A 25284-nucleotide genomic window follows, 5' to 3' on the forward strand; every position below is an offset into this window, starting at 1 on the left:
AGATCTCCTGAAACGAAAGGCGTCGAGCCGGGGTCCAACTGTCCGAAGTTACGTTTCGGGGAAGGAAACCGCTCGCGGGAAGCGCCCGTAGTCCTCGTTGGGCCATTCACCCGGCGGCGTGCGCCAGCTGTTCGGACTCTCCCCGTATCTCCTCTCCGTTCCCATGTACCGCCCTTTCCTTGCCGGACTGCTGTTCGCCGTCGCTCTGCTGCCCGCCGGTCTGCGTGCGCAGGCTTCCCCGAGGCGGCCGGCCGGCCGTGACAGTACTGCCCGCGGCGACACGCTGACGGACGCGCAGCGACGGGCGGTGCGCGAGGTCGTGCGCGATGCCCGCGCGATCAACCGGCAACGGCTCGGTGGGGACAGCGCCACACGGGCCCGGCTCGCGGCGGAGGCTGCCTTGTCGGCCTTCGGCAGCCCCGATGCCCGTGCCGTGTTCGATCGCGCCCGCGACGCCCGCGAGCGGCAGGACAGCGCGCTGCGCTCCTACCGCGCCACGACCACCCAGCGCATGTCGGTGCATCTGGGGGCCCGGCGGCTCGGGCTCGAAAAACTCCTCTTCCGTGGGGACAACGTCGCCGAGATTTCCTGGCGCCGTGACGTGGGGGTGCGGGTCCGCCCCGTCGGGTCCCGCATGACCGTGCCGATGGCCAGCGAGGTCGCCGGAGATTTCGTTTCGGCCGTGTCCATTCCGTACTTCCCCGGGCGTGAGCAGCTCTGGTTCCCCTCATCCGACTTCGGTCGCGTGAAGACCGAGGTGGATGATCGCGACATCATTCACCCGCTCGCGCGCGGCGCGGAGCGATACTATCGCTACGACATCGGTGATTCGGCCGACATCACGCTGCCGGACGGACGGGTGATCAAGTTGCGCGAGCTGCGCATCACGGCCCGCAAACCCGACTGGCGCACCTTCGTGGGGTCGTTCTGGTTCGACCGCGACGGCGGGCAGCTCGTGCGCGCCGCCTATCGCCTCGCCACCGACATCGACATCTGGGGGGTGGCAAACGAGGAGATCAAGAAGGATCTGCAGGAGAACGCCACCCTCGACCCGGTCCGGGATTCCGTGCTGCGGGCCCGCCTGCCGCGCGACCTGTACGTCAAGGACAGCCTGCAGCGGGCCCGGGTGCAGGCGTCCGCCAGCCGTGGCGGAGGAGAGGACGGCGACGACGAGGAAGTGCCGGCGTGGGTGAGCGCCACCATGCGCCCCATGCGCGCCAAGCTCGATGCCAGCACCGTGGAGTACGCCCTCTACAAGGGCAAGTTCTGGCTGCCGCGCGCGCACAGCGCCACGGCCAGCGCGGACGTGATGTTCATGCGGATGCCGTTCCGCATCGACGAGAAGTTCACGTACGAGGACGTGGACGGGGACTTCACCCTCGCGACCCTGCCACCGGCGCGCAATCCTTTCGAGGCAACCCCGAGCCCCGACTCCATCGACGTCGACCTCGACAACGACGTGGAGGTGACCATCGCGGCCGGTGGGGGGCGCCGTCGGCCCCCCACCGATTCGGCCGCGCGCGACTCGGTCGAACAGCGCAAGTATGGCCGCGGCAAGGTGACCCAGTGTCGTACCGACAGCACGTGGACCAGGGTCGAGGAGCGGTACGAGCGCTCACTGCGTATCGCCTACGACCTGCCTTGCGACATGGACCGGCTGGCCACGTCCGCGGCGCTTCCGGCGGCAACGGCCAGTGACGAAGCGCTGTTCGACCTCCGCAGCGCCGAACAGCTGGCCCGTGCGCTCAGTATGGACCTGCAGGTGCCGTGGGCGCCGCAGCGCCCCACCATTCGTACCGGCAGTGACCTGTTCCGCTACAACCGCATCGAAGGGCTGTCGGGTGGTGTGGAAGTGAAGCAGGTGCTGGGGGCGGGGTACGCCTTGCGCGGCGTGGGACGCATTGGGCACGCCGACCTGCATGTCAACGGCGAGCTCGCGCTCAGTCGCACCAACGGGGCGCGCACCATCACCGCCGGGGTCTATCACCGGTTGTCGGCGCTCAATCCCGAATGGGCCGGTGCCCTCACCTTCGGGACGTCGCTGCCGGCACTGCTCTACGGGCGTGACGAAGGCTTCTACTATCGCAACTACGGCATCGAACTGGGCGAGCGGCGCGAGCAGCGTCGCGGGGCACTCGAGTACCGGCTGTTCGTCGAGCGGCAGTGGACAGCGGGCGACAGCTCGGTGGTCAACACCTTCTCGTTCGCGCGTGCCTTGAACGGGCGGCGCTTCGCCAGCTTCCTGCAGGCGGAGCCGGGCGATTTCGCCGGGGTGAGTGCGACCTGGTCGCGGGCGTTTCTCGACCGGCCAGGCGGGGTGCGGCTTGTCGGCACCACGCGGGCCGAGGCCGCAACGGGCACCTTCGAGTACGCGCGCGGGTCGTTCGAGAGCACCATCTCCCGTCCGCTGTTCGGCCGTGCGGCCGCGGCCCTCACCGGGGCCATCGGCAGTTCCATGGGGCGGGTGCCCTTCCAGCGCGGGTATGCCGTGGGCGGTCTGCGCACGGTGCGTGGGCAGCTGCCGGGCACGCAAACCGGGGATGCCTTCTGGTACAGCCGCGCCGAATTGGGCACGCGGGGTGGCGCCATCCGGCCCGTCGCCTTCTTCGACGTGGGCTGGGCCGGCAGTCGCAGGACGTTTGGGCAGGTCCAGCCGCAGCGGGGGGCGGGCCTCGGCTTCGGCGCGCTCGATGGTCTCATGCGCTTCGACATCGCGCGGGGGCTCTATCCCAACAGGGGCTGGCGGCTCGACCTCTACCTCGACGCGCCGATCTGACCCCGGCCCCAGCCTCCCCCGCGCGCGCCGTGCGGGCGAACGCGGGGGAATGCCGCTACGCCGGTACGCCCCCGGCGGGGGCCAGCGCCGCCACGCGCGCCAGCCACGTGGCGCGAACCCGCGCCACATGTTCACCCGCCCCGCGCGGCTTCACCTTGCGCCAGCGTCCGTGCTGGTGCTCCCAGTCGTTCAGAATCCAGCGGGCGCGGGCACTGCCCGTGCCCGCGATGTGCAACCGCAGCAGCTGCGTGACCAGTAGCGTGTCGTCACCATCCAGGTCGGCCAGCAGCACCATCTCATGATTCAGCCGGCTCGCGAACGTGTCCGACTCGTCGAACACATAAGCCACGCCGTTCGACATTCCCGCGCCGAAGTTGCGCCCGGCGCGACCCAAAACCGTGACCACGCCCCCCGTCATGTACTCGCACGCGTGGTTGCCCACCCCTTCCACCACGGCGCACGCCCCGGAATTGCGCACCGCGAACCGATCGCCCGCCTGACCGGCGGCGCAGAGCAGGCCATCGGTCGCGCCGTACAGCACCGTATTGCCGAGGATCATGTTGAGATGGCTGGCCCCCCGATAGCGGGCATTGCGGAAGGGGCGCACGGTGATCTCCGCGCCGTTGAGCCCCTTGCCCACGTAGTCGTTGGCTTCGCCCTCGAGCTCGAAACGCATGCCCCGTATGCCGAAGGCCCCGAAGCTCTGTCCGGCGCTCCCCTGAAACGCGAGGTGGACCGTACCCGGCGGCAACCCCGCGTCGCCGAACCGCTCCGCCAGCGCCCCCGACACCCGTGCTCCCACCGTGAGATGGTGATTGCGAATGTCATAGCTGCCGCGGAAGGAGGCCCCGTTCACGAGGCCGTCGCCCAGATCGGCGAGGATCCGCTCGTCCAACTCCACCGTACCCGGACGCACGTTGCGCTCGGTCGTGCGCACGCGTGCCTCGTCGGTCCGGCGGGGTGAACCCAGCACCAGCGACAGGTCGAGCATGGTCGAGCGCGGCAGTTCGGGACGCTCCGCGCGCTGCAGTCGTTCCACCTGCCCGATGATCTCCGACAGCGCGCGCGCACCCAACAGCGCGAGCTCCGTGCGCACATCCTCCGCGATGCGGGAGAAATACGCGATGACCTGCTCGGGCGTGCCACGGAACTTGGCGCGCAGGTCTTCCCGCTGGGTGGCGATGCCGGTGGGACAGGTATTGAGATGGCACTGACGCGCCATGTCACAGCCCATGGCCACCAGCGGCGCGGTGCCGAATCCGTACGACTCCGCGCCCAGGAGTGCGGCAATGATCACGTCACGGGCCGTCTTGAGCCCGCCGTCGACCCGGACTTCGACACGATGCCGCAGGCCGTTCGCCACCAGCACCTGCTGCGCTTCGGCCAGTCCCAGCTCCCACGGCGAGCCCGCGTGCTTGATACTCGAAAGCGGACTCGCGCCGGTGCCGCCGTTGTGCCCGGCAATGAGCACGTAGTCGGCAAAGGCTTTGGCCACACCGGCCGCCACCGTGCCCACGCCACTCTCCGCGACGAGCTTCACCCCCACGCGCGCGCGGGGATTGACGGTCTTGAGGTCGTGCACCAGCTGGGCGAGATCCTCGATGCTGTAAATGTCGTGATGGGGCGGCGGCGAGATGAGGCCGACTCCCGGCGTGCTGTGGCGCAGTCGCGCGATGAGCGCCGTGACCTTGTGTCCCGGCAGCTGTCCGCCTTCGCCGGGCTTGGCCCCCTGCACGATCTTGATCTCGATCTCCTCGGCACGCACGAGATACTCGGTGGTCACGCCAAACCGGGCCGAGGCGACCTGCTTGATGCGACTGTCCCGGCGATCGGGACCGGTGTCGCGGTAGAAGGCCGGGTCCTCCCCACCTTCGCCGCTGTTCGACCGCGCCCGCATGCGGTTCATGGCCATCGTGAGCGTTTCGTGCGCCTCGGGGGATAGCGCCCCCAACGACATGGCGCTCGAGATGAAGCGCGCACGGATCGCTTCCATCGGCTCCACCTCCTCGATGGGGATGGGCGTTCCGGCACGAATGGCGAGCAGGTCGCGCACAGTGGCCGGCGCACCGCCGTCCGCATGCGTGGCAAAGCGGCGCCATGCGTCGTCGGGGTTGGTGCCGGCCCTCGCGGCGCGAGCGCTGCCCACGGCCTGTTGCAGCGCGAGCACGTGCGGCGGCGCCCAGGCGTGCGCCTCCCCTTCCTTGCGGAATCGCACGCGCCCGTGATCGGGCAGCGCGGCCTGCGGCGCGCCATCGGCCGTGAAGGCCCGGCGGTGCCGCTGCAGCACATCCTCGCTCAGCTCGCGCAGCGACAGGCCGCCAATGGGGGAGGCCGTACCGGCGAAGCAGCGGTCGATCACGTCGGCCCCGAGACCGAGGGCGTCGAAGGTCTGGGCGCCGCAATACGACGAGAGGGTGGAGATGCCCATCTTGGCGAGCACCTTGAGCAGCCCCTTCTCGACGGCGGCCCGATAGCGGGACTGCGCCAGCGCCGGCCCGGGGCGCTCGGTATCGGCGTCGGCTTTGCCGTGGGCTTCGGAGAACAGCGTGGCCACGGTTTCCATGGCCAGCCACGGGTGCACCGCCTCGGCGCCGTAGCCGAAGAGCGCCGCCATGTGGTGCTGCTCCATGGCGTCACCCACCTCCACCACCAGCCCCACACGGGCGCGCAGCCCGGTACGGACGAGATGCTGACGCACCGCCCCGAGCGCCAGCAGCGCCGGGATGGGTGCGCGGTCGGCGCTCACCTTGCGATCGCTGATGATGAGCAGGCGGGCGCCCTTGCGCGCTGCCACCTCGGCGCGGCGGCACAGGGAATCGAGCGCCGCCTCCAGCGCCTCCGACCGCGAGCGGGCGTTGTACGTGGCGTCGAGCGTGGCACTCGGAAACTGCGGGAAGGCCCGCAGGGCGGCCATTTCATCCGGGAGCAGCACCGGATGCTCGATGCGCAGCATGCGCGCGTACGCGGGCTTCTCCACCAGCGGTGACCCACGTCGCCCCAGGTGCATGCGCAGTGACATCACCATGCTCTCCCGCAGCGAGTCCATGGGCGGGTTGGTCACCTGCGCGAACCGCTGCCGGAAGAAGGCGTACAACGGCGGCGTGTTGGTGCTCAACACCGCCAACGGCGCGTCGTCGCCCATGCTCCACACCACTTCCGCGGCCGTACTGGCCATGGGCTCGAGCACCAGGCGCAGGTCCTCGTGGCCATAGCCGAAGGCCATCTGCGTGGCGCGCAGCTGGTCGCTCGACCGCACGAGCGGCTCGGCGCCGTCGCTGGGCGGGAGCGTGGCCATGTGGGCGGCAATCCACTTGGCGTAGGGGCGGCGCGTGGCCACCTCACGCTTGGCCGCCATGTTGCGCACGATACGCTGCCCCACGGTATCCACGAGGAACACGCCGCCCGGCCCGAGCTTGCCGGTTTCCACCACGTCGCGCGGGTCGAAGTCCACGATGCCTACTTCCGATCCCGCGACCACCATGCCATCCGCACGGATCTTGTACCGGCACGGGCGCAGGCCGTTGCGATCGAGCGACACGGCCACGGTCACGCCGTCGCTGAAGGCCAGCGCCGCCGGCCCATCCCACGGCTCGATCACGCACTGGTGGTACTCGTAGAACGCCTTCACGGCGGGCTCCACGTCGGGGAACTTCTCCCACGCCTGCGGCACCAGCATCATCGTGGCGTGCACCGGCGAGCGGCCGGCGCGCGTCAGCAGTTCGAGCGCGTTGTCGAGACTGGCCGAGTCGCTGCCACGCGGCCGGATCGGGTCGCGCACCCGATCGGCGCGCTCCCCGAAGGCGGGCGCGTCCAGCAGGGTGCCGCGCATGGCCATGGCGTTGCGGTTGCCCCACAGCGTGTTGATCTCGCCGTTGTGCGCCAGCATGCGAAACGGCTGCGCCAACTCCCAGCGCGGCATCGTGTTGGTCGCGTAGCGCTCATGGAACACGGCAATCGCCGACTCGAAGGCGGGGTCGCGCAGGTCGGGGAAGAATGCGCCCAGCTGCCCGCCATTGAGCAGGCCCTTGTAGACCACCGTGCGGCAGGACAACGAGCAGAGGTAGAACGGCTCGAGTGCCCGCGCCAGCGCCCGGTGCTCCATCTCGCGGCGGGCCAGATACAGCTGCCGCTCCCAGGTGTCGTCATCGGCGCCGGCAGGGCGCCCCACGAGCACCTGCTGGATCATCGGCATCGCGGCCCGTGCCGACGCGCCCAGCACCTCGGGGCGGATGGGTACCTCGCGCCAGCCCAGCACCGGAATGCCATCGCCAAGCAGCACATCGGTCACGAGCCTCATCGCGTCCTCGCGCGCCTGCGTCTCGGTGGGCAGGAAGCACATCCCCACGCCAATGGAGGCATCGGCGGGGAGGTGAATGCCCAGACGCGAGGTCGCCAGGATGAACAGACGACGGGGGATCTGCGTCAGCAGGCCGGCACCGTCGGCGGAGTGGTCGGTGGCGGAGGCGCCACGGTGCGCCAGGCGCGCCGCGGCCTCGAGCGCCAGGCTCACCACTTCATGGGTGCGCTCGCCACTTTGGCGGGCGATGAAGCCCACGCCGCAGGCGTCGCGCGGGGCGTACGGCGAACCAACCTCGTCATCGAAGTACGAACCAACGGCGTCGTGCAGGGGCATCGGCAGCGGGCTAAGGGTCCCTGGACCAAGCATACTGCGAACCGTCCCGTTCCATCCGGTGGTCGTCCGCGACCAGCCGTCCATTTCGCCAACTGCCGTTTGGCAGTACGATTGCCCGTATGGACACGGAGCGATCGCGCACGGAGGCGGCCACCGCCGATATCCTGATCTGGCAGACCGGCTATCGGCTGGCGCTGGCCGCGGTCACGGGGCTCGTCACGATTGCGCTGCGCGTCAGCGGTTCGCTGCCGCTCTCGCCGGTCGCCGATCTCGCCATCGGGCGGGGGCACGTGGACTGGGTGCTGGCGATCGCCACGGCGCTCTACGCCGGGCTGGTGCTTGGCATTCGCGCCGTCGTGCGCCGCGCGCGCCGCGCCGACCGCACGCTCTCCACGCTCATGGTGGCCGCCGACCTGACCGTCGTGTTCTGGCTCGTGTTCCTGCTCGCGCAGCCCGACGACTACTCCATCGGTCTGTTCCTGGCGTTCGTCTCGCTGCAACTCACGCACGTGTACTTCGGGCGCGCGCCGGCGCTGCTCATGCTCGTGGCCACGGCGGTCTCGTATCTGCTGCTCAACGACGTCGCCGCGCGTCACGGCAGCCCGGTCAGTTGGGGCCGGGTGTTCGTCACGCTCTCGATCTTCAGTACGGGCGCCCTCCTGCTCACGCGGGTGCAAAGCAACCTGCAGGAACGACTCGCCACGCTGGTGTCGATCTTTCAGAAGGCCGAAGAGGGTGACTTCTCCGAGAGCTACGATGTGGCCGCCGACGAGCGGCCCGATGCGATCACCTCCGTGGGCCGGGCCTACAATCGCATGCGCACGCAGCTGGCCAGCATCGTGCTCACCGATCCCCTGTCGGGGTGCTTCAATCGCCGCGGCTTCGAACAGCAGTTCCGCCGGGAACTCGCGCGGGCGGTGCGCGCCAACACCGACGTCGCGCTGCTCGCCATCGACCTCGATCACTTCAAGGTGGTCAACGACACCCATGGCCACCTGGTGGGCGACCGGGTCATCGCCGAAGTGGGTGAACTGCTGCGCGCCAACGCGCGGACCGACGATGTGGTGGCACGGACGGGTGGCGAGGAGTTCATGATCCTCGCCCCCAGCACTTCGATGGACGGGGCGCAGCACCTCGCGCTGCGCATCGTGGAAGCGTTCCGGCGGCGGGCCTTCGTGGAGCCAACGCCGCGCGTGATGCTCACCGTGAGCATCGGGGTCGTGGCCGACGCCGTGCCCAACGACGACATTGCCGAAGACCTGCGCGCACGCGCCGACGAAGCGCTCTATGCCGCGAAGCGCAGTGGGCGCAACCGCGTGGTGCTCTGGTCACGCGGGCTCGACGCGCTCAAGCTCGGACACCCCGGTCCCACGTAACGTCGCGCCTGCGGCGCGAGCGGTCGCACCCCGCACACGGCCGAACGGCCGTCTCCGTACCGCCGTGCCCGTCAGTCGGGCACCGTCAGTCGGGCACCGTCATGGTGCCCTGTGCCATGACGACGCTGGCCCCCCCTACGCGCACCGCGGTGATGCCCCCCTGCCGCTTTTCCGCTTCAATGGACAGGCGGCTCGGGCGGCCCATCTCCACACCCTGAGCCACCTCCCAGCGCAACGTGCCCTCACGCGGTGTTCGTGCGGCCAGATACCCGGCCAGTGCGGCGTTGGCCGATCCCGTGGCCGGATCCTCCGGCACGCCGCCGCTGGGCACGAACACACGAGCCCGCACGTCGCACCCGCGCACATGCGGCGCGAGGTCCGGCGTGTCCCGGCCGTCGGTCATCGCGAACACCATGGGCCACTCCGCCCACGTCCCGCCAAGCACCCGCTCCCACGCCTCCACGCGCAATCGCGCACGGGACACCGCGTCCACGCTGGCAAGTGGAATCATCTGAAAGGGTAAGCCGCAGCTCACGCCGGCAGGGGCGTAGTCGCCGTCCAGCAGGTCGGTCACTTCCAGCGAGAGCATGTGCGCGATCGCGTCGCGGTCGGTGACCTCCACCCGCTCCTCCGGCAACAGCGCCGTGGTGAGCTGCGCCCACGTGGGCGCGCCCGCATCCAGTCGGATACGTACCGGTACCGGCCCCACATTCTCTCCCAGCACGACCGTCATCTCGCCTGCCGCCAGCGCGTCGGCCGTGGGCTGCACCTCGCCGGTGGCCACGAGCACGTGCGCCGTGCCAATCGTGGGGTGCCCGGCGAACGGCACTTCCATGCCGGGTGTAAAGATGCGGACGCGCCGCGTGGTGCCCGCCGACTCCGGCGCGAACACGAACGTGGTCTCGGAGTAATTGAACTCCCGCGTGATGGATTGCAGCGTGTCTGTCGACAGGCCTTCCGCGCCGAACACGACGGCGAGCTGATTGCCGGTGAATGGCTGCGACGTGAAGACGTCGGCGGTGACGTAGCGGAGGGTGCGCATGGCGATGAGGTTGACGGCGCGCGCTGCGCGCGCGCCCCTGTATGACAAGGGAGGGAGCAGGGTGAAGGCACTCAGGGGGAAGGACGTCGGGGCGCGCCTTCCTCCTGCGCCCTGACAGCTTTCCCCCTGCTTCCTTCCTCGTAAACCGCAGCGGGCCGGCCACCGGCCGGCCCGCGGTCCATCATCCGAGGAAGGGGTACGTCCAGTCGAGTGGCGGCGAGAACGTCTCCTTGATCGTCCGCGTGCTCACCCAGCGCATGAGGTTGGACTTGCTGCCGGCCTTGTCGTTCGTGCCCGAGCCGCGCGCCCCGCCGAAGGGCTGCTGGCCCACGACGGCCCCGGTGGGCTTGTCGTTGATGTAGAAGTTGCCCGCGGCGTTGCGCAGGTGCGTCATGGCTTCCCGCACCGCCTGCCGGTCGCGCGAGAACACGGCACCCGTCAGCGCATAGGGCGACGTGCCATCGACCAGCGCGAGCGTCTCCAGCCACTGCGCATCGTCGTATACGTACACCGTGAGCAGCGGGCCGAACAGCTCTTCGCACAGCGAGCGGTAGTTCGGGTCCCGCGTTTCCACGATCGTGGGCTGGATGAACCACCCCTTCGACTTGTCGTAGCTCCCGCCGGCCACGATCGTCGCGTTGGCCTTCGCCTCGTCGATCGCCCCGGCGAGCCGGTCGAACGCGCGCTCATCGATCACCGCCGCCACGAAGTTGGAGAAGTCGCGCGTGTCCCCCTGCTTCATCTCCGCCATCATCGCGATGCACCGCTCCTTCACCGTTGGCCACAGCGACGCAGGAACATAGGCCCGGCTCGCCGCCGAGCACTTCTGCCCCTGGTACTCGAAGGCGCCACGCACCATGCCCACCGCCACGGCCTGCGGCTCGGCGCTGGGGTGCACCACGATGAAATCCTTGCCGCCCGTTTCCCCCACGATGCGCGGATACGACCGGTACTTGCCCATGTTCTTGCCCACCGTCTCCCACATGCTGCTGAAGACGCCGGTGGAGCCGGTGAAGTGCACGCCGGCGAGATCGCGGTGCGTGAGCGCGATGTCGGAGATCATGGCCGCGTCGCCGGGGAGGAAGTTGATCACGCCCTTCGGCAGCCCCGCTTCCTCGAGCAGGAGGTACGTGTACCAGCTCGAGAGCAGCGCCGTCGCCGAGGGCTTCCAGAGCACCACGTTGCCCATCAGCGCCGGGGCCCCGGGGAGGTTGCCGCCAATGGCCGTGAAGTTGAAGGGCGTGACGGCGTACACGAAGCCCTCGAGCGGCCGGTAGTCCAGCTGATTCCACATCGTGTGGTCGCTGAGCGGCTGCTCCGCGTACAGCTCCTGGGCGAACTGCACGTTGAAGCGCCAGAAGTCGATCAGTTCGCAGGTGGCATCGATCTCGGCCTGATGCACCGTCTTGGCCTGCCCCAGCATGGTGGCAGCCAGCAGCGTGTTGCGCCATGTGGTGGTGAGCAGCTCGGCCGCCCGCAGGAAGACGGCGGCCCGCTCCTCCCAGCGCCAGCTGGCCCATTCCGCGCGCGCCGCGGCGGCCGCGGCAATGGCCTCGTGGACCAGCTCGGGCGTGGCCTTGTGATACGTGGCCAGCACGTGCTGGTGATCGCAGGGCATGCGGACCGTGCCGGTGAGGCCGGTGTGAATGCGGCGACCACCGATCACCACCGGAATTTCGGCCACCTCGGCGGCCATCTGCTCGAGGCGCGTCTGCAGGGAGGCACGTTCGGCGGATCCCGGCGCGTAGGCGCGCACCGGCTCGTTGACCGCAGGCGGTACGCGACGCGTACCGTCGAAGGCAGCAAAGGACATCGTGAGTCTCCGATGGGCAAAAGGCCGCGAGCCCGGCGGCCAAGTGGGGCGGGGTCGCAAGCGAGAGGATGAGGCCAAAGCTAGCAGACGCGCTGGCGTCGCGCCGTTCTTGCACTACCGTTCGCGCATGTCCCGTCCGCTGCCACCTCTCCGCCCCGCCACTCTGCTCGCGGGTGCCACGCTCGGGCTCGTCCTCACCGCCTGCGAGGAGCCCCCGGCGCGGTGGCTGGACCCGGCGCCCGTGGCGACCACGAAACCGTCGCCTCTGCGCTACCCGCCGTTCGCGCCCCACGACAGTACCCTCGCCGACGGCTCCGCAACGGCGGCGTTCCTGCTGACGGAGGATCAGCTGCGCGAGGCGGGCGCCGTGACCCTGCTCGCGGGGGCACTCGATTCCCTCGCGGAGGCGGGGCAGCGGCTCGCCGCGTCGGCGACGCTGCCGTCCATGGACATGGCCTCGGCGCCCACGACCTCGTTGGGTGACGGGGAGGTGCCGATCGACGCCGCCCGCTGTGCCCGCTCGCTGCGGCTGGCGGTGGCACCGGCGCGCGGCCTGGTGGCCGTGTGGTGGACGCGCGCGACGGGCGGACGTGTCCACCTCGCCGCCGCCTGGCGCGATTCCGTTCGCAGCGAAGGGCGTCTCGGCGCTTGGCGCGGGCCCATCATGGTGGACACGCTCGATCAGGGGCCGCGCGATGCGCAGGCCGCCGATCGCGGCGCATACGGGTGCGCGCGTCCCGCGCCGAGTCTGGCGGTGGATCGCCTCAACGGATACGTGCATGTGGCCTACGCCCTCACCGGCCCCGAGGGGCCGGGGGTGTTCTACGCGCACCAGATGGATCCGCGCGCCGCCTTCGAACCGCCGGTCGCCGTGCTCTACGGCGAGCGGCTGGGGCAGGCGCGCGTGGCGTCGCATGGCGAACTGGTGGCGGTGGCCTACGAGGACCCCAACAGCCGTGCGCGGGTGACGACGGCGGTGGCGATTTCCCGCACGGCCGGCCATCTCTTCGAGGAGCGCCTCACGGCGAGCGGCGGGACCACGGCGCGCGATCCGTACGTGGCGGTGCGCGGCAAGGCGGTGGTGGTCGGGTGGAGCGACTTCGCCTCACCCGATGCGGAACCCGTGTTCAAGATTCGTCGCGCCGTGGTGAAGTGATCTGCGTCCTGCTCCCTGAACGCCCCCTCCCTGCTTCCTGAGCCATGCTCCTTTTGGGCGCCCACTGCATCGACACCGGCGGCATTCCCATGGCCGCCCGCCGCGCCGGCACGGCGGGCATGCACGCGCTGCAGATCTTCAGTGCCATTCCCAAGTACTACAACGACAAGGTGGGGGTGAAGCCCGACCGGGTCGCCCGCTTCCACGACGCCCTCGCCGCCGCCGGCATTCAGCCGGCACATGTCATCGTGCACGCCGCGTACGTACTCAACTGCGCCACGCCGGACGCCGAGAAGTGGGCGCGTGCCGCTGCGGGGCTCGCCAAGGAGTTCGAGCGCTCGACGGCGCTGGGCGTTGGCGGGGTCTGTTTTCATCCGGGGGCGGCGACCACCGGTGACCGCCAGGAGGCGTGCGAACGGGTAGCGGACGCCATGCGCCGCGCGCTGGCCTTGGTCCCCGAGGGCCCGACCCGCCTGTTGATCGAGAACACGGCCGGCGCCGGCACGACGGTGGGGCGCACACCCGACGAGGTGGCGCTCATGCTGGCCGGCATTCCCCAGGATCAGCGGCACCGGACCGGGTATGGGCTCGACACCTGTCACCTCTTTGCGTCGGGCTTTCCGCTCGCCGAGTCGCGGGAAGCGCTGACGGGCGTGCTGGACGCCTTCGAAGCGGCTACCGGCGAACCGCCGGCTTTCCTGCACCTCAACGACAGTGAAGGGGCGATGGGGTCGAACAAGGATCGGCACGCGCTCATTGGCGAGGGGCTCATTGGCGCCGAGCCGTTCGGCTGGCTGTTGCAGGACCGGCGTGCGCAGGGGATCCCGCTCATTCTCGAGACACCGCAGCAGCGTCCCGACGTCGCCGAAGACGACGCGACGCCCGATCCCTGGGACGTCCAGTGCCTCACGCGCCTGCGCGCGCTCGCCGCCGCGGCGCGCTGACGCGGCGCCTGGTGTCGTGCGCGTGGCTGGGGATCGCCGCGTGCACGACCCCCGCCCCGACCGGCGCGTGGCGCGAGGAGCGCGCCGTGGTGGTGGTCGACGACAGTACCACCCTCGTGGGGGCGCTCATGCGGCCGGCGTCATCCGCCCCGGCCGCGGCGGTGGAGCCGCGCGTCCCGGGGGTACTGCTCATTGGTGGCTCCGGGCCGCAGGATCGTGACGGCACGCGGGTGGAACTGTCGGGCTACGCTCCGTGGCGTGAACTGAGCGAATCGCTGGCCGCGGCGGGGATGGCCGTGCTGCGCCTCGATGATCGTGGCACCGGCGAGTCGGGCGGACGGTTCGCGGGCGCGACCACGGATGACTTTGCCCGCGACGCGGCCGCAGCCGTGCGCTGGCTGCGCGCGCAGCCGGCCATCGACCGCGCGCGCATTGGGCTGGTGGGGCACAGCGAGGGCGCGGTGGTGGCGCTGCTCGCGGCACGGGCCGATCCGGCCCTTGCGGCCCTCGTGCTGCTGGGCGCCCCGTCCCGACCCGGGCGCGACATCGCACGCTGGCAGCGGCAACAGCTCGTGAGCAGCGATCTCGCACGGTGGCCTGGCGAGGCGCATACGACGGTGCTCGCGGCGGCCGATGCCGAGGCGGAGCTGCTGGCCGCCGCGGACCCGTGGCTGCGCCGCTGGTTTGCGCTGGATCCGCGCGAGGTGGCGGCCACGGTACGCCAGCCGGTCCTGCTGCTGCACGGGGACACCGATCGCCAGGTACCGCCGGCGCAGGCCGACGAGCTCGCACGCGCGTTGCGCCGCGGGGGAACACGACCGGTGGAGGTGCGACGGTTTCGCGACACCGACCACTTGTTGCTCCCCGATCACGACGGCGAGCCCGAGGGGTACGTGCGCCTCGGCGACCGGCGGGTGCGCCGCGAGATTCTCGCCGCCACCACACATTTTCTCTCTGTTCACATGCCGCCGCGCTGAGCGGGCGGTGCGCCGCGAGCGCGCGTTTCAGAGGGGAAACGGGGCGCGCCGCGACGAAAAAATCCGCGCGTCAGAGGGGAAAACGGAGAAAAACGGCAAATATTCGACGTTTTTCAGAGGGAAAACGACAAATCCACTATTGCGCGACCAAGGTGTGATTGTAGTTTGTGCGCGTCCGCGAAGCGCGTCCCGCCTTCGCGCGATCTGTCGAGATCATCCGGTTGCTCGACGCGACCTACACGGTCACCACTCTCAGGAGACGACATGGCCGCTGCGAAGAAGTCCGCGAAGAAGGCTGCTCCCAAGAAGGCCGCCAAGAAGGCTGCCCCGAAGAAGGCCGCGCCCAAGAAGGCGGCCGCGAAGAAGGCTCCGGCCAAGAAGGCCGCGACCAAGGCGGCGCCCAAGAAGGCGGCCGCGAAGAAGGCCCCGGCCAAGAAGGCCGCCAAGCGCGCGCCGAACCCGGCCTTCATGAAGCCCCTCACGCCGAGCGCCGAGCTCGCGGCGATCGTCGGTGACAAGGGCCTGCCGCGCACCGAAGTCGTGAAGAAGCTCTGGGCCTACATCAAGAAGAACGGCCTCCAGGATCAGAAGAACAAGCGCCAGATCAACGCCGACGACAAGCTCAAGAAGGTGTTCGGCGGCAAGAGCTCGGTCAGCATGTTCGACATGACCAAGCTCGTTTCGAAGCACCTGTCGTAACCCACGACCGGCTGCACTCGTACGACCAAGGGGCGCGTCCGGATCCGGACGCGCCCCTTGTACATTTCGGTTGGTTCGCCGTCCGCCCCGCCGGGCGCCTCCGTGGAACACCTACCCGCACACCCGTGGCCTCGAAGAAGTCCGCCTCCTCCCGCAGTGGCAGCGCCGTCTCGGCGCTTCGCGCCGGCAAGTCCGCCGGCAAGTCCGCCGGCGGGTCCGGCCACGGCCCCTCCCTGTGGGAGAACACCAAGGCCGTCCTGTTCACGGTGGCGGTCTTCCTCGTGGTGCGCACGTTCCTGCTCGAGGCCTATCGCATCCCCTCGGGCTCCATGATCCCGACGCTGCTCATCGGCGACTGGCTGTTCGTGAACAAGCTGGCGTACGGCCCGCACGTGCCATTCACCGCCATCAATCTGCCGGGCTACGACGACCCCGAGCGTGGCGATGTCGTGGTGTTCGTGTCGCCCAATCAGGTGGACCAGCCGGACGACCCCACCCCCACGCTCGTGAAGCGCCTGGTCGCCGTGGGAGGTGATACCGTGTGGATGCGCGGCGGCCTGTTCTATCTCAACGGCCTCCCCCAGCGACAGGGATTCGCCGCGTCGCAGAACCCCAAGGGGGATGGCGGATTCTCGCACCCGCTGTTCCTGTGGCAGAAGCCGTTCGAGGTGAAGGGCACCGCGGCCGGCGATCCGCCCGCTCAGCCGACACTCGACGATTGGGGGCCGCTCGTCGTGCCACCGGGGATGCTGTTCATGCTCGGCGACAATCGCTACGACTCGAAGGACGGCCGCTACTGGGGGTTCGTGCCGCGCGAGAATGTGCGCGGGCGCCCGGTCTTCGTGTACTACTCGTATCGTGCCGACGAAAGCGATCGACCGCTCCCCTTCCTCACCGACATTCGGTGGGGACGCATTGGCGACATCATCCGGTGATGCGCGCGTGACCAGCCCGTGGGGCCGCCTGCGGGGCGTGTGCCAGGTCGTGGCAGCGCTCCTGGCAGCCGGGGCGGCGGCCCTGCCGGCGCAGTCCACACCGGGAACCGTCGTCACGGATACGCTGTGGGCGCAGTCCCTCGGCACCCGCAAGGCGCTCACGGTGTACCTGCCGCCGTCGTATGGACGCAGCGCGGCCACCCGCTACCCGCTGCTGGTGTACCTGCACGGGCTGGGCGGCAGCGAGCGCGACTGGGTCACGGCGGGACGGTTGCCGCAGGTGATGGATTCACTCATTGCCGTCGGCTTCCCGGAAGCGATCGTCGCCATGCCCGACGGGGACGACGGCTGGTATACCACATGGGCGTCGCTCCCCGACGCGGGGTGTGCGGCCGATACGGCGCGCCGGGAGCCGGCTGCCAGTTACTGCGTGCCGTGGCCACACTACGACGACTACATCGCGCGCGATCTCGTGGCGCACCTGGATCGTCGCTACCGCACCCGGGGCACCCCCGACAGCCGCGGCATTGCCGGGCTCAGCATGGGCGGCTACGGTGCCCTGACGCTCGCCCTGTCGTACCCCGACGTGTTTCGCGCTGCGGCCAGCCACTCGGGTGTCCTGTCGCCGCGGCTGCGGGTCGGTGCCGTGCCGACCGACTCCGCGCGCTACGCCACCACGCTCGCCGAACTCGCAGCCGCGGCGCGCCAGCTGTGGCCCTCGCAGCGCCCGGCGTTCGGCACCGACACCCTCTCGTGGCGGGCCCGTGACCCGCAGCAGCTGGCGGCCCGCCTGCGGGCCCGCGTGGAACGCGGTGACGCGCGCTATCCCGCGCTCCAGTTCGACAGCGGCGTGGACGACGTCTGGGCGCCACACAACCGCGACTTCGCCGCCTCCCTTGCCCGCCTGGGGGTGCCGCACCGGTACACGGAGTACCCGGGCGCGCACACCTGGAGCTACTGGCGCACGCACGTGCCGGAGAGCCTGGTGTTCCTGCTGGGAGCGGTGCGATAACGACGCGGGGGACCCACGCGCGATCGCCTACGCGCTGGCACGGACGCGCTGGCAGGGACGCACTGGCAACCACGCGTTGGCACGGACGCTGAGGGGACGCAGGCGCCCACGCGGGCCTGTACGCGGGGCAACGACGGGCGACGAGCCTTCGGCCGTCGCGGCGTTGGTGCCCGCGTTGGTGCCCGCGTTGGTGCCCGCGTTGGTGCCCACGTTGGTGCCCGCGTTGGTGCCCGCGTTGGTGTCGGCGTCGGTGTCGGCGTCGGTGCCCGCGTCGGTGCCAACGCGTCCCCGCCAACGCGTCCCCGCCAACGCGTCCCCGCCAACGCGTCCCCGATCGCGCGTAGTCCCCCCGCGTAGTCCCCCCGCGTAGTCCTCCCCGCGCCCGAGAGGGCCTAGCGCCCCCCCTCCCCGCACGTAGCTTCACCCGAATGTCCCGTTTTTTTCCGCGCGACGTGATCCACTGGGGTGAGGAAAAGCTTCACCCCCTGCGCGCCTTCGCCATCCGCACCGTGGAACCAGCCGGCATTACCGGGCTGGTGCTGCGCGGGTGGCGTGCCGTCATCCTCGGCAGCGGGAGCTGGCTGTTCTTCATCATCGGCCTGACGCTGGGCGTGCTCTTCCTCTGCGGCATGCTCACCTGGCACCTCGGCAACTATCCGGTACGCCGCTGGCCGCTGCGCGCCCTGGCCTTTTTCGTCATCGAGTTCGCCGTGGAAATGGGGATGAGCTCCGTGCTCATCGTCCTCGGACGCGAGCGCTATGGCTCCCAACTCGCCGGCTGGGGGGACTGGTGGGCCATGGCCGGCCAGACGCTCTGGCAACGCGGCCTCACCATCGCGCTCTTCGCCCTCATCCTCGCGGTCGTCGTGCAGATGGTGCGGAAGGCGGTCGACCAGCGGTCGCCGGCCACTGGTTGAAAGCAAGCCCTGCTGTTGAACCAACTCCATCGCCACACGGACCTCGTGACCATGCGCTCCATCGTCGTCGCCCTCGCGCTGCTCGCTCCGCTCGCCGCGCACGCCCAGCCCATCGCCTTCCCCGCCACGCCCGGCGCGCGCACCAGCGGGTCGCCGGCGGCCGACTCGCTGCGCCCGTTCGGGTTGCTGCGCGACCAGGCGATGCAGCAGCAGAAGTGGTTCGAACTGCGCATGGAGCGGACGCTGCCCCTGCTCATGCGCCGCGAGGGCGTCGACATGTGGGTCGTCCCCATGCGCGAGTACAACGAGGACCCGCTCTTCAAGGCCATCACGTCGCCCACCACCTTCGCCGCGCGTCGGCGCACCATCTACGTCTTTTTCGATCGTGGCCCGCAGCAGGGCATCGAACGCATCGCGCTGGGCGGCACGTCGCAGGGGAACGTCTTCAAGGCCGTGCGCAGCATGAAGCCGGTGGCGCAGCCTGCGGCCGGCAGTCGTGAGAACTCACGGCAGGCCGAACTGTGGGGTGATGAGCAATGGACCGTGCTCAAGCAGGTCATCGAGGAGCGCAAGCCACGGAAGATCGCCATCAACACGTCACGTACCTTCGCCTTCGCCGACGGGCTCTCGAGCGGGGAGAAGGAGGGGATGCTGGAGGCGCTCGGCGCGCCGTGGACCTCGCGCATCGTGAACGCCGAAGCGCTCGCGGTAGACCTCATCGCCGCGCGTCAGCCGGAAGAGGAGGCGGCCTTCCGTGAGCTCAATCGCGTGGCGTGGGAGATCATCACCGAGGCGTTCTCGAACAAGGTCATCACCCCCGGGGTCACCAGGACCGATGACGTGGTCTGGTGGATGCGCCAGCGTCTGGCCGACCTTGGGCTCTCCACCTGGTTCCAGCCCAGCGTGGAGATCCAACGGGCCTTCGGGAGCCCGGAGCTCGTGGGGGTCAACCCCACCATCCTGCCGGGCGACATGCTGCACTGCGACTTCGGCGTCACGGCGATGGGGCTCAACACCGACACCCAGCACAATGGGTACGTGCTCAAGCCGGGCGAGACCGACGTGCCGGCGGGGCTCAAGAAGGCGCTCGCCAACTCCAACCGGCTGCAGGATATCACCGTGGAGGAGCTCAAGCCCGGGCGCACGGGGAACGAGGTCCTCAAGGCGGTGCTCACTCGCATGAAGGCGGAGGGGATCGACGGCACCGAGTACTCGCACCCGATCGGGTTGCACGGACACGGGGCGGGCGCGCTGATCGGTCTCTGGGACTACCAGGACGGCGTCCCCGGTCGCGGCGACCACAAGATCATCCCCGGCATGTGGTACTCCATCGAGCTGCAGGCCACCACCCCGGTGCCGGAGTGGAACAATCAGCAGGTGCGGTCGGCGCAGGAGGAGGACGTGATCATCGACGCGAGCGGCAAGGTGCGGTGGGCGTTCGGGCGTCAGGCCACGTATCATCTGGTCAGGCCGCCGCTCAAGTAACCGGCCGGTGGTGCGCCGGGTGTCATCCTGACACTTTCCGGCGGCGTTGTCGTAGGGGCTGCTACACCTGAACCAGGAGCTTCCGTGGCGCTGGGCGATTTCCTCCGCAAGCAATTCATCGATGTCATCCAGTGGACCGAATCCGGTCCCGGGGTGCTCATGTACCGCTTCCCCATGCGGGACATGGAAATCCAGAGCGGTGCCCAGCTCACGGTGCGGGAATCGCAGTTGGCGCTCTTCGTGAATGAGGGGCGTGCCGCCGACGCCTTCGGTCCCGGGCTGCACACGCTGGTGACGCAGAACCTGCCGCTGCTCACGAACCTCATGAACTGGGACAAGATGTTCCAGTCACCGTTCAAGAGCGACGTCTACTTCTTCTCCACCCGTCAGCAGACCGGACAGCGGTGGGGAACGCAGCAGCCCATCACCATTCGCGATCGCGAGTTCGGCGCGGTGCGCCTGCGCGCGTTCGGCATGTATGCGTTCCGCGTGGCCAATCCCGCCGTGTTCCAGCAGACGGTGGGTGCCACCGATGCGGAGTACACGGTGGCGCAGATCGAGCCCCAGCTGCGGAACGCCATCATTGCCGGCTTCACCACGGCGTTCGCCAGCGCAAACGTGCCGTTCCTCGACATGGCCGCCAATCAGGCGCAGCTCGCCACGCAGATTGCGAGCGGCGTGGCGCCCGCCTTCGAGCAGTTGGGCCTCCGGCTCGAGTCGTTCACCGTCGAGAACCTGTCGCTTCCGGAAGAGCTGCAGAAGCGTCTCGATGAACGCATCTCGATGAACATGATCGGCGACATGCGCACCTACGCTGCGTATCAGGCGGCGCAGAGCATTCCCATTGCGGCGGCCAACGAAGGGGGCATGGCGGGGCTGGCCGCCGGCATGGGCGCCGGTGTCGGGCTCGGCGGGGCGATTGCCGGCGCCATCGTGGGCGGAATGCAGGCCCCCGGTGCGCCAGGTGGTGCGGCCCCGCCCACGCGCATGGCCACTCCCGTCGAGCCGTCGGCCGACAGCAAGTTCTGCATCAACTGCGGCACTCGGCTGCCGTCCATCGCCAAGTTCTGCTCCGCCTGCGGCACCGCGCAGGGAAGCTGAGCGCACGGCCAGCCTCCCTTGCTGCCGTTCAGCATGACGACCTCTCCTGTGGGTGAAGAGTGGATCGTGGAGGCGCTCGGCTGTGTGCCCGAGCGCCTGGCCGATCCCGCCACGCTGCGCGCGCTCTTCGGCGCCATCGTGGCCGATCTGGCATTGCATCCGGTGGGCGAGGCGCTGTGGCACCAGTTCCCGGCGCCCACCGCCACGGCCGACGGTGATGCCGGGGAGGCCGGGGGGATCACCGGGCTCCTCATGCTCGCCGAGTCACACCTGACGGTGCACACGTTCCCGGAGCACGGGTCGGCCTGCCTCAACCTGTTCTGCTGCACCCCGCGTGCGGCGTGGGATTGGGAGGCGCGGCTGCAGGCGCGGCTGGGCGCCACGGTCGTTCACGTGCGCCATGTGGCGCGCGCGTACGCGCCGGAGCCTGGCGCCGCCGGCCTGACGCGCTCGTGACGGCACCGCAGGCGCACAGCGCCACCTGCCCCAACTGCGGCGCACCCGTGCGCTTTCTGTGGGCGCAGGCCGTGCAGACCACGTGTCCCTACTGCCGCAGCCTGCTCGTGCGCCGCGACCTCGCGCTCGAGCGCGTGGGACTGCAGGCCGACTTTCCCGTGACGGGCTCGCCCATTCAGATCGGCACCGCGGGGCGCTGGCGTGGCCAGTCGTTCGTGGTGGTGGGGCGTCTCACGTATGGGTGGGAGCGGGGACGCTGGAACGAATGGCACTGTCTGCGCGACGACGGATCGAGCGCGTGGCTTTCCGATGCGCAGCTGGAGTACGCCATGACCGTGCAGGTGCACCCCGACGGCCGCATGCCGGAGCAGCGCAATGTGCTCGTTGGCGATGCCTTCACGTGGGGGGATGGGCGATACGAGGTGGCCAATATCCTCGAGGCGCACTATCTGGGCACCGAGGGTGAACTGCCCTTCACCACGTTCGCCAAAGGCAACAGCACGTTCGTCGACCTGGTCAGCGACGATGGGCGCTTTGCCACCGTTGATGGTACGGAAGTGCCGCCGCTGCTGTATCTGGGGGAGTACGTGTCCTTCGACGACCTCGCCATGACGCAGTTGCGCGACTTCGAAGGCTGGTGAGCGCCCCACCATGACACGGCCCACCACATCGCCCGTGGCCCGCAGCGTGGTGCCGCGCGTGGCATCCCTGTCGTGCCCCTCGTGCGGCGCCGCCATCGAGATGCGGGCCCAGGGATGGGCCGAGAGCGTCGTGTGTGCCGCCTGTGGCGCGCAGCTCGATGCCGCCAACGACACCCTGCGTGTCCTGCAGTACGGGGAGGCCGTACGCCTCAAGCCGCGCATTCCGTTGGGCACGCGCGGGGTGTTGCGGCGTGTCACCTGGGAAGTGATCGGCTGCCAGGTGGTCACCATTACCGTCGAAGGGACCGACTACTCGTGGACGGAGTACGTCTGCTTCAATCCGTATCGCGGGTTTCTGTACCTGTCGGAATACGACGGCCACTGGAACGTCATCGAGAAGCTCAAGTGGCGCCCCCGCGGCGGCGTGAGCGACGGGCAGCTGACCCTCACCCACGATGGCCGTCGCTACAAGCACTTCCAGACGGCGCTGGCGCGAACCACGGCCGCGCTCGGCGAATTCCCGTGGGAGCTGCGCGTGGGCGACTCCGTGGTGAGCCGGGATTTCGTCGACCCGCCCTTCATCCTCAGTGCCGAGGAGTCGGCGGGTGAGGTCACCTTCTCCCGTGGCACCTACACGCCGCCGGAGGAGATCGCCCGGGCCTTCGGCATCCCCTCGCTCCTCACGCCGATCGGCGTTTTCGCCAACCAGCCCAACCCGTACGGCGACCTCCCCAAGCGCATGGGGCAACGGTTCCTCATCGGCCTGCTGGTGCTGTTCATGATGCTCTTCGCGAACCTCATCTTCTCCAGCAAGCGCACCGTCTTCTCGCAGGCGTCCACCTTCGATCGCACCACCGGGGTCAGCGGCGCCTTCGTGACGCCGCCGTTCACCCTCGACGGGCGCCCCTCGGGCGTGGCGATCGATGTCGCCGCGGCACTCGACAACGACTGGGTGTTCTTCACGCTGTCGCTCATCAACGAGCAGACCGGCGAGACGCGCGAGGTCACGCGCCAGCTCGCGTACTATTCCGGCCAGGACAGTGACGGCTCGTGGTCGGAGGGGGATCGCTCCGAGACGGTGCGTCTGTCGGCCGTCCCTGCGGGCCGCTATTTCCTGCGCGTCGAACCCGAAGGGGGCGAGGTCGGACGACCGCGTGTCGGATACACCATCGCGGTTCGTCGCGACGTGCCGCACTACGGCTTCTACGCGGTGGCGTTCCTCGCACTCCTCACACCCATGGTGTTCGCGCTCTTCCCGTCTGCCGCCTTCGAGAACCGGCGCTGGGCCGAGAGCGATCATCCCATCGGCGGCACCTCCAGCAGCGAAGAGTGAACATGGGCCCTCGCCTCTACACCGTCTGGCTCGCCCTGGTGCTCGCCCTGCTCGGCATGGCGCAGTATCGCGGCTGGACGCTCACGCGCGCCAACGAAACGCGCAACGATCCGCGTTCGGTGCGCGACAATCCGGGCGCGTATCGCTCGTCGTACTACATCCCCGGGCGCACGCTCCGTGGCAAGTGACACCCCACGCATGAGGATTCAGGCATGAACGGACAGTTCGTGGAGAACGTCGTCAACTCCGCCGCTTTTGCGCTCATCGGCATCGTGATGTTCGTGGCGGCCTTCTTCATCCTCGATGCCCTCACCCCCGGCAAGCTCTGGGACGAGATCAGCGAGAAGCAGAACACCGCGGCAGCCATTCTCATGGGGTCGGTCGCCATCGCCCTCGGCATCATCGTCGCGGCCGCCATTCACTGACGCGCGCGGCATCGCGCGCGGGGCATCGCGCCGACGACCGCGTCACCAGGGTTCCCGTGCAACTCGCGCTGTTCCTATCCGTCTGCCTCATCGCGGCGTGCGGGCTCATCTACGAGCTCGTCGCGGGAGCGCTCGCGTCGTATCTGCTGGGCGACAGCGTCACGCAGTTCTCCACGATCATCGGCACCTATCTCTTCGCCATGGGCATCGGGAGCTGGCTGTCCCGCTTCGTGGTGCGCGGGGTCGTGACCCGCTTCGTCATCATCGAACTGCTCGTCGGCGTGGTGGGGGGGCTGTCGTCGCTCGCGCTCTTCCTCGCGTTCGCGTATACCGAGGCGTTTCGCCCCACGCTGTATGCGCTGGTGCTGCTCATCGGCATCCTGGTGGGACTCGAGGTGCCGCTGCTCATGCGCATCCTCAAGGATCGCTATTCGTTCAAGGACGTCGTGGCGAACGTGCTCACGTTCGACTACATCGGCGCCCTCGTGGCCTCGCTGCTGTTCCCGCTGCTGCTGGTGCCTCGGCTGGGCCTCGTGCGCTCCGCGCTGCTGTTCGGGGTGATCAACGTGGCCGTGGGGCTGTGGAGTACCTGGCTCTTCCGTGATGTGCTGCCGCGACGGCGCTGGCTGCAGGGCGCCGGCATGCTGGCGCTCCTCGTGCTGGGTGGCGGCCTCTGGAAGGGGCAGGCCATTACCACGTTGGCCGAGGAGGGGATGTATGCCGATCCCATCATCCTGGCGAAGGACACCCGCTATCAGCGCCTCGTGCTCACCAGCTGGAAGGACGACCTGCGCCTCTACCTCAACGGGCATCTGCAGTTCGCGTCGCGCGACGAGTATCGCTATCACGAGGCGCTGGTGCACCCCGGGCTCGCCGCCGCGCGAGCCCGCGGGCGGGTGCTGGTGCTGGGCGGCGGCGATGGCCTCGCGGTGCGCGAGATCCTCCGGTACCCCGACGTGCAGCGGGTCACGCTGGTGGATCTGGACGAGGGCATGACCCGCTTGTTTCAGTCGCATCCGCGGCTCACGCGGCTCAATGCGGACGCGCTCAACGATCCACGCGTGACGGTGGTCAATGCCGACGCCTTCACCTGGCTCGCCGCCAATGCGGCGCAGTTCGATTTCGTGATCGTCGACTTTCCCGATCCGTCCAACTATCACGTAGGCAAGCTGTACACGAGTGCCTTCTATCGCCTCGTGCGGCAGCACCTCGCGCCGGGCGCGTTCATTGCGGTGCAAAGCACGTCGCCCATGTTTGCGCGGCAGTCGTACTGGAGCATCGTGGCCACGCTCGAGGGCGCAGGCCTTCGCACCTGGCCGTACCATGTGTACGTGCCAAGCTTCGGCGAGTGGGGGTTCGTGATTGCGGGGGTCGACAGCTATGCGCCCCCGGCCCAGCTGCCTGCGGGCTTGCGCTATCTCACGGCCCGGGCCGTCCCGACGCTCTTCGATTTCCCGGCAGACATGCAGCGCGTGCCCGCCGAGGCCAACCGGCTCAACGATCAGGTGCTCGTGCGCTATTACGAGCACGAGTTCGATGCCATCAATCGCTAGACGCGCGACG

The 25284-nt window shown here is 69.4% G+C and carries 21 protein-coding genes; 17 read left to right on the top strand and 4 right to left on the bottom strand.

Annotated features, from left to right (window positions below):
• Positions 1–118 precede the first annotated feature (118 nt).
• Positions 119–2776 carry a hypothetical protein gene (locus tag LW840_RS08210; protein ID WP_291276786.1) on the top strand — a complete coding sequence of 886 codons (2658 nt, stop codon included), beginning with the start codon at positions 119–121 and terminating at the stop codon, positions 2774–2776.
• Between the two features lie 55 nt (positions 2777–2831).
• Here LW840_RS08210 and gltB read toward each other — a convergent pair whose 3' ends face one another.
• The gene (gltB, locus tag LW840_RS08215) at positions 2832–7409 is read right to left on the bottom strand and encodes a glutamate synthase large subunit (protein ID WP_291267019.1); all 4578 of its coding nucleotides are present in this window, start codon (positions 7407–7409) and stop codon (positions 2832–2834) included.
• A gap of 119 nt (positions 7410–7528) precedes the next feature.
• On the opposite strand from gltB, the gene LW840_RS08220 reads away from it, so the two are divergent.
• A complete protein-coding gene (locus tag LW840_RS08220; RefSeq protein ID WP_291276787.1) occupies positions 7529–8785 on the top strand; it encodes a GGDEF domain-containing protein in 1257 nt (418 codons plus the stop codon).
• 85 nt (positions 8786–8870) lie between these two features.
• Here LW840_RS08220 and LW840_RS08225 read toward each other — a convergent pair whose 3' ends face one another.
• Positions 8871–9827 (bottom strand): PhzF family phenazine biosynthesis protein, encoded by a 957-nt coding sequence (locus LW840_RS08225; protein WP_291260360.1) that lies wholly within the window; start codon positions 9825–9827, stop codon positions 8871–8873.
• A 181-nt stretch (positions 9828–10008) separates the two neighbouring features.
• Positions 10009–11640 carry an L-glutamate gamma-semialdehyde dehydrogenase gene (gene pruA / locus LW840_RS08230; protein WP_291276788.1) on the bottom strand — a complete coding sequence of 544 codons (1632 nt, stop codon included), beginning with the start codon at positions 11638–11640 and terminating at the stop codon, positions 10009–10011.
• Between the two features lie 127 nt (positions 11641–11767).
• On the opposite strand from pruA, the gene LW840_RS08235 reads away from it, so the two are divergent.
• From LW840_RS08235 to LW840_RS08260, 6 genes are all read left to right on the top strand, one after another.
• The gene (locus tag LW840_RS08235; RefSeq protein WP_291267021.1) at positions 11768–12796 is read left to right on the top strand and encodes a hypothetical protein; all 1029 of its coding nucleotides are present in this window, start codon (positions 11768–11770) and stop codon (positions 12794–12796) included.
• Between the two features lie 44 nt (positions 12797–12840).
• Positions 12841–13740, top strand: coding sequence for a deoxyribonuclease IV (locus tag LW840_RS08240; protein ID WP_291267022.1), 900 nt, complete (start codon positions 12841–12843; stop codon positions 13738–13740).
• 11 nt (positions 13741–13751) lie between these two features.
• Complete coding sequence (locus LW840_RS08245; protein WP_291276789.1) at positions 13752–14717, top strand: alpha/beta fold hydrolase; 966 nt, start codon at positions 13752–13754, stop codon at positions 14715–14717.
• Positions 14718–14981: 264 nt separating this feature from the next.
• Entirely contained in the window at positions 14982–15416 is a 435-nt protein-coding gene (locus LW840_RS08250; protein ID WP_291260355.1) for an SWIB/MDM2 domain-containing protein, read from the top strand.
• Positions 15417–15541: 125 nt separating this feature from the next.
• Positions 15542–16351, top strand: coding sequence for a signal peptidase I (gene lepB / locus LW840_RS08255; RefSeq protein ID WP_291260354.1), 810 nt, complete (start codon positions 15542–15544; stop codon positions 16349–16351).
• 7 nt (positions 16352–16358) lie between these two features.
• Positions 16359–17363, top strand: a complete 1005-nt coding sequence (locus LW840_RS08260) for an alpha/beta hydrolase family protein (protein ID WP_291267024.1) — start codon at positions 16359–16361, stop codon at positions 17361–17363.
• Between the two features lie 27 nt (positions 17364–17390).
• Here the strand turns inward: LW840_RS08260 and LW840_RS08265 are convergent, their stop codons facing one another.
• Positions 17391–17672 (bottom strand): hypothetical protein, encoded by a 282-nt coding sequence (locus LW840_RS08265; protein ID WP_291276790.1) that lies wholly within the window; start codon positions 17670–17672, stop codon positions 17391–17393.
• 119 nt (positions 17673–17791) lie between these two features.
• On the opposite strand from LW840_RS08265, the gene LW840_RS08270 reads away from it, so the two are divergent.
• The 9 genes from LW840_RS08270 (at position 17792) to LW840_RS08310 (ending at position 25274) form a co-directional block, all read left to right on the top strand.
• On the top strand, positions 17792–18280 hold the full coding sequence (locus LW840_RS08270; RefSeq protein WP_291267026.1) for a hypothetical protein: 489 nt from the start codon (positions 17792–17794) through the stop codon (positions 18278–18280).
• A gap of 51 nt (positions 18281–18331) precedes the next feature.
• Positions 18332–19765: a M24 family metallopeptidase gene (locus tag LW840_RS08275; protein ID WP_291260350.1), complete on the top strand. Its 1434-nt coding sequence runs from the start codon at positions 18332–18334 to the stop codon at positions 19763–19765.
• Positions 19766–19849: 84 nt separating this feature from the next.
• Positions 19850–20866, top strand: coding sequence for an SPFH domain-containing protein (locus LW840_RS08280; protein ID WP_291270107.1), 1017 nt, complete (start codon positions 19850–19852; stop codon positions 20864–20866).
• 33 nt (positions 20867–20899) lie between these two features.
• On the top strand, positions 20900–21322 hold the full coding sequence (locus LW840_RS08285; RefSeq protein ID WP_291260348.1) for an S-adenosylmethionine decarboxylase: 423 nt from the start codon (positions 20900–20902) through the stop codon (positions 21320–21322).
• The gene (locus LW840_RS08290) at positions 21319–21963 is read left to right on the top strand and encodes a DUF4178 domain-containing protein (RefSeq protein ID WP_291276791.1); all 645 of its coding nucleotides are present in this window, start codon (positions 21319–21321) and stop codon (positions 21961–21963) included. Before LW840_RS08285 ends, LW840_RS08290 begins: the two co-directional genes overlap by 4 nt.
• A 10-nt stretch (positions 21964–21973) precedes the next feature.
• Positions 21974–23296: a DUF4178 domain-containing protein gene (locus LW840_RS08295; protein WP_291273229.1), complete on the top strand. Its 1323-nt coding sequence runs from the start codon at positions 21974–21976 to the stop codon at positions 23294–23296.
• Between the two features lie 2 nt (positions 23297–23298).
• Positions 23299–23484 carry a hypothetical protein gene (locus tag LW840_RS08300; RefSeq protein ID WP_291267872.1) on the top strand — a complete coding sequence of 62 codons (186 nt, stop codon included), beginning with the start codon at positions 23299–23301 and terminating at the stop codon, positions 23482–23484.
• 24 nt (positions 23485–23508) lie between these two features.
• Positions 23509–23721 carry a DUF350 domain-containing protein gene (locus LW840_RS08305; RefSeq protein ID WP_291267873.1) on the top strand — a complete coding sequence of 71 codons (213 nt, stop codon included), beginning with the start codon at positions 23509–23511 and terminating at the stop codon, positions 23719–23721.
• Positions 23718–25274, top strand: coding sequence for a polyamine aminopropyltransferase (locus LW840_RS08310; protein WP_291276842.1), 1557 nt, complete (start codon positions 23718–23720; stop codon positions 25272–25274). The genes LW840_RS08305 and LW840_RS08310 overlap by 4 nt, the downstream gene beginning before the upstream one ends.
• The last annotated feature ends 10 nt before the right edge of the window (positions 25275–25284 follow it).

Source organism: Gemmatimonas sp. (assembly GCF_021298855.1).
Taxonomy (GTDB): domain Bacteria; phylum Gemmatimonadota; class Gemmatimonadetes; order Gemmatimonadales; family Gemmatimonadaceae; genus Gemmatimonas.

Excerpts from the sequence above, each read along its gene's own strand:
- gltB (WP_291267019.1), bottom strand. The coding sequence starts at position 7,409 with ATGCCCCTGCACGACGCCGTTGGTTCGTACTTCGATGACGAGGTTGGT.
- LW840_RS08220 (WP_291276787.1), top strand. The coding sequence starts at position 7,529 with ATGGACACGGAGCGATCGCGCACGGAGGCGGCCACCGCCGATATCCTG.
- LW840_RS08225 (WP_291260360.1), bottom strand. The coding sequence starts at position 9,827 with ATGCGCACCCTCCGCTACGTCACCGCCGACGTCTTCACGTCGCAGCCA.
- pruA (WP_291276788.1), bottom strand. The coding sequence starts at position 11,640 with ATGTCCTTTGCTGCCTTCGACGGTACGCGTCGCGTACCGCCTGCGGTC.
- LW840_RS08235 (WP_291267021.1), top strand. The coding sequence starts at position 11,768 with ATGTCCCGTCCGCTGCCACCTCTCCGCCCCGCCACTCTGCTCGCGGGT.
- LW840_RS08240 (WP_291267022.1), top strand. The coding sequence starts at position 12,841 with ATGCTCCTTTTGGGCGCCCACTGCATCGACACCGGCGGCATTCCCATG.
- LW840_RS08250 (WP_291260355.1), top strand. The coding sequence starts at position 14,982 with ATGGCCGCTGCGAAGAAGTCCGCGAAGAAGGCTGCTCCCAAGAAGGCC.
- LW840_RS08270 (WP_291267026.1), top strand. The coding sequence starts at position 17,792 with ATGTCCCGTTTTTTTCCGCGCGACGTGATCCACTGGGGTGAGGAAAAG.
- LW840_RS08275 (WP_291260350.1), top strand. The coding sequence starts at position 18,332 with ATGCGCTCCATCGTCGTCGCCCTCGCGCTGCTCGCTCCGCTCGCCGCG.
- LW840_RS08285 (WP_291260348.1), top strand. The coding sequence starts at position 20,900 with ATGACGACCTCTCCTGTGGGTGAAGAGTGGATCGTGGAGGCGCTCGGC.
- LW840_RS08295 (WP_291273229.1), top strand. The coding sequence starts at position 21,974 with ATGACACGGCCCACCACATCGCCCGTGGCCCGCAGCGTGGTGCCGCGC.
- LW840_RS08300 (WP_291267872.1), top strand. The coding sequence starts at position 23,299 with ATGGGCCCTCGCCTCTACACCGTCTGGCTCGCCCTGGTGCTCGCCCTG.
- LW840_RS08305 (WP_291267873.1), top strand. The coding sequence starts at position 23,509 with ATGAACGGACAGTTCGTGGAGAACGTCGTCAACTCCGCCGCTTTTGCG.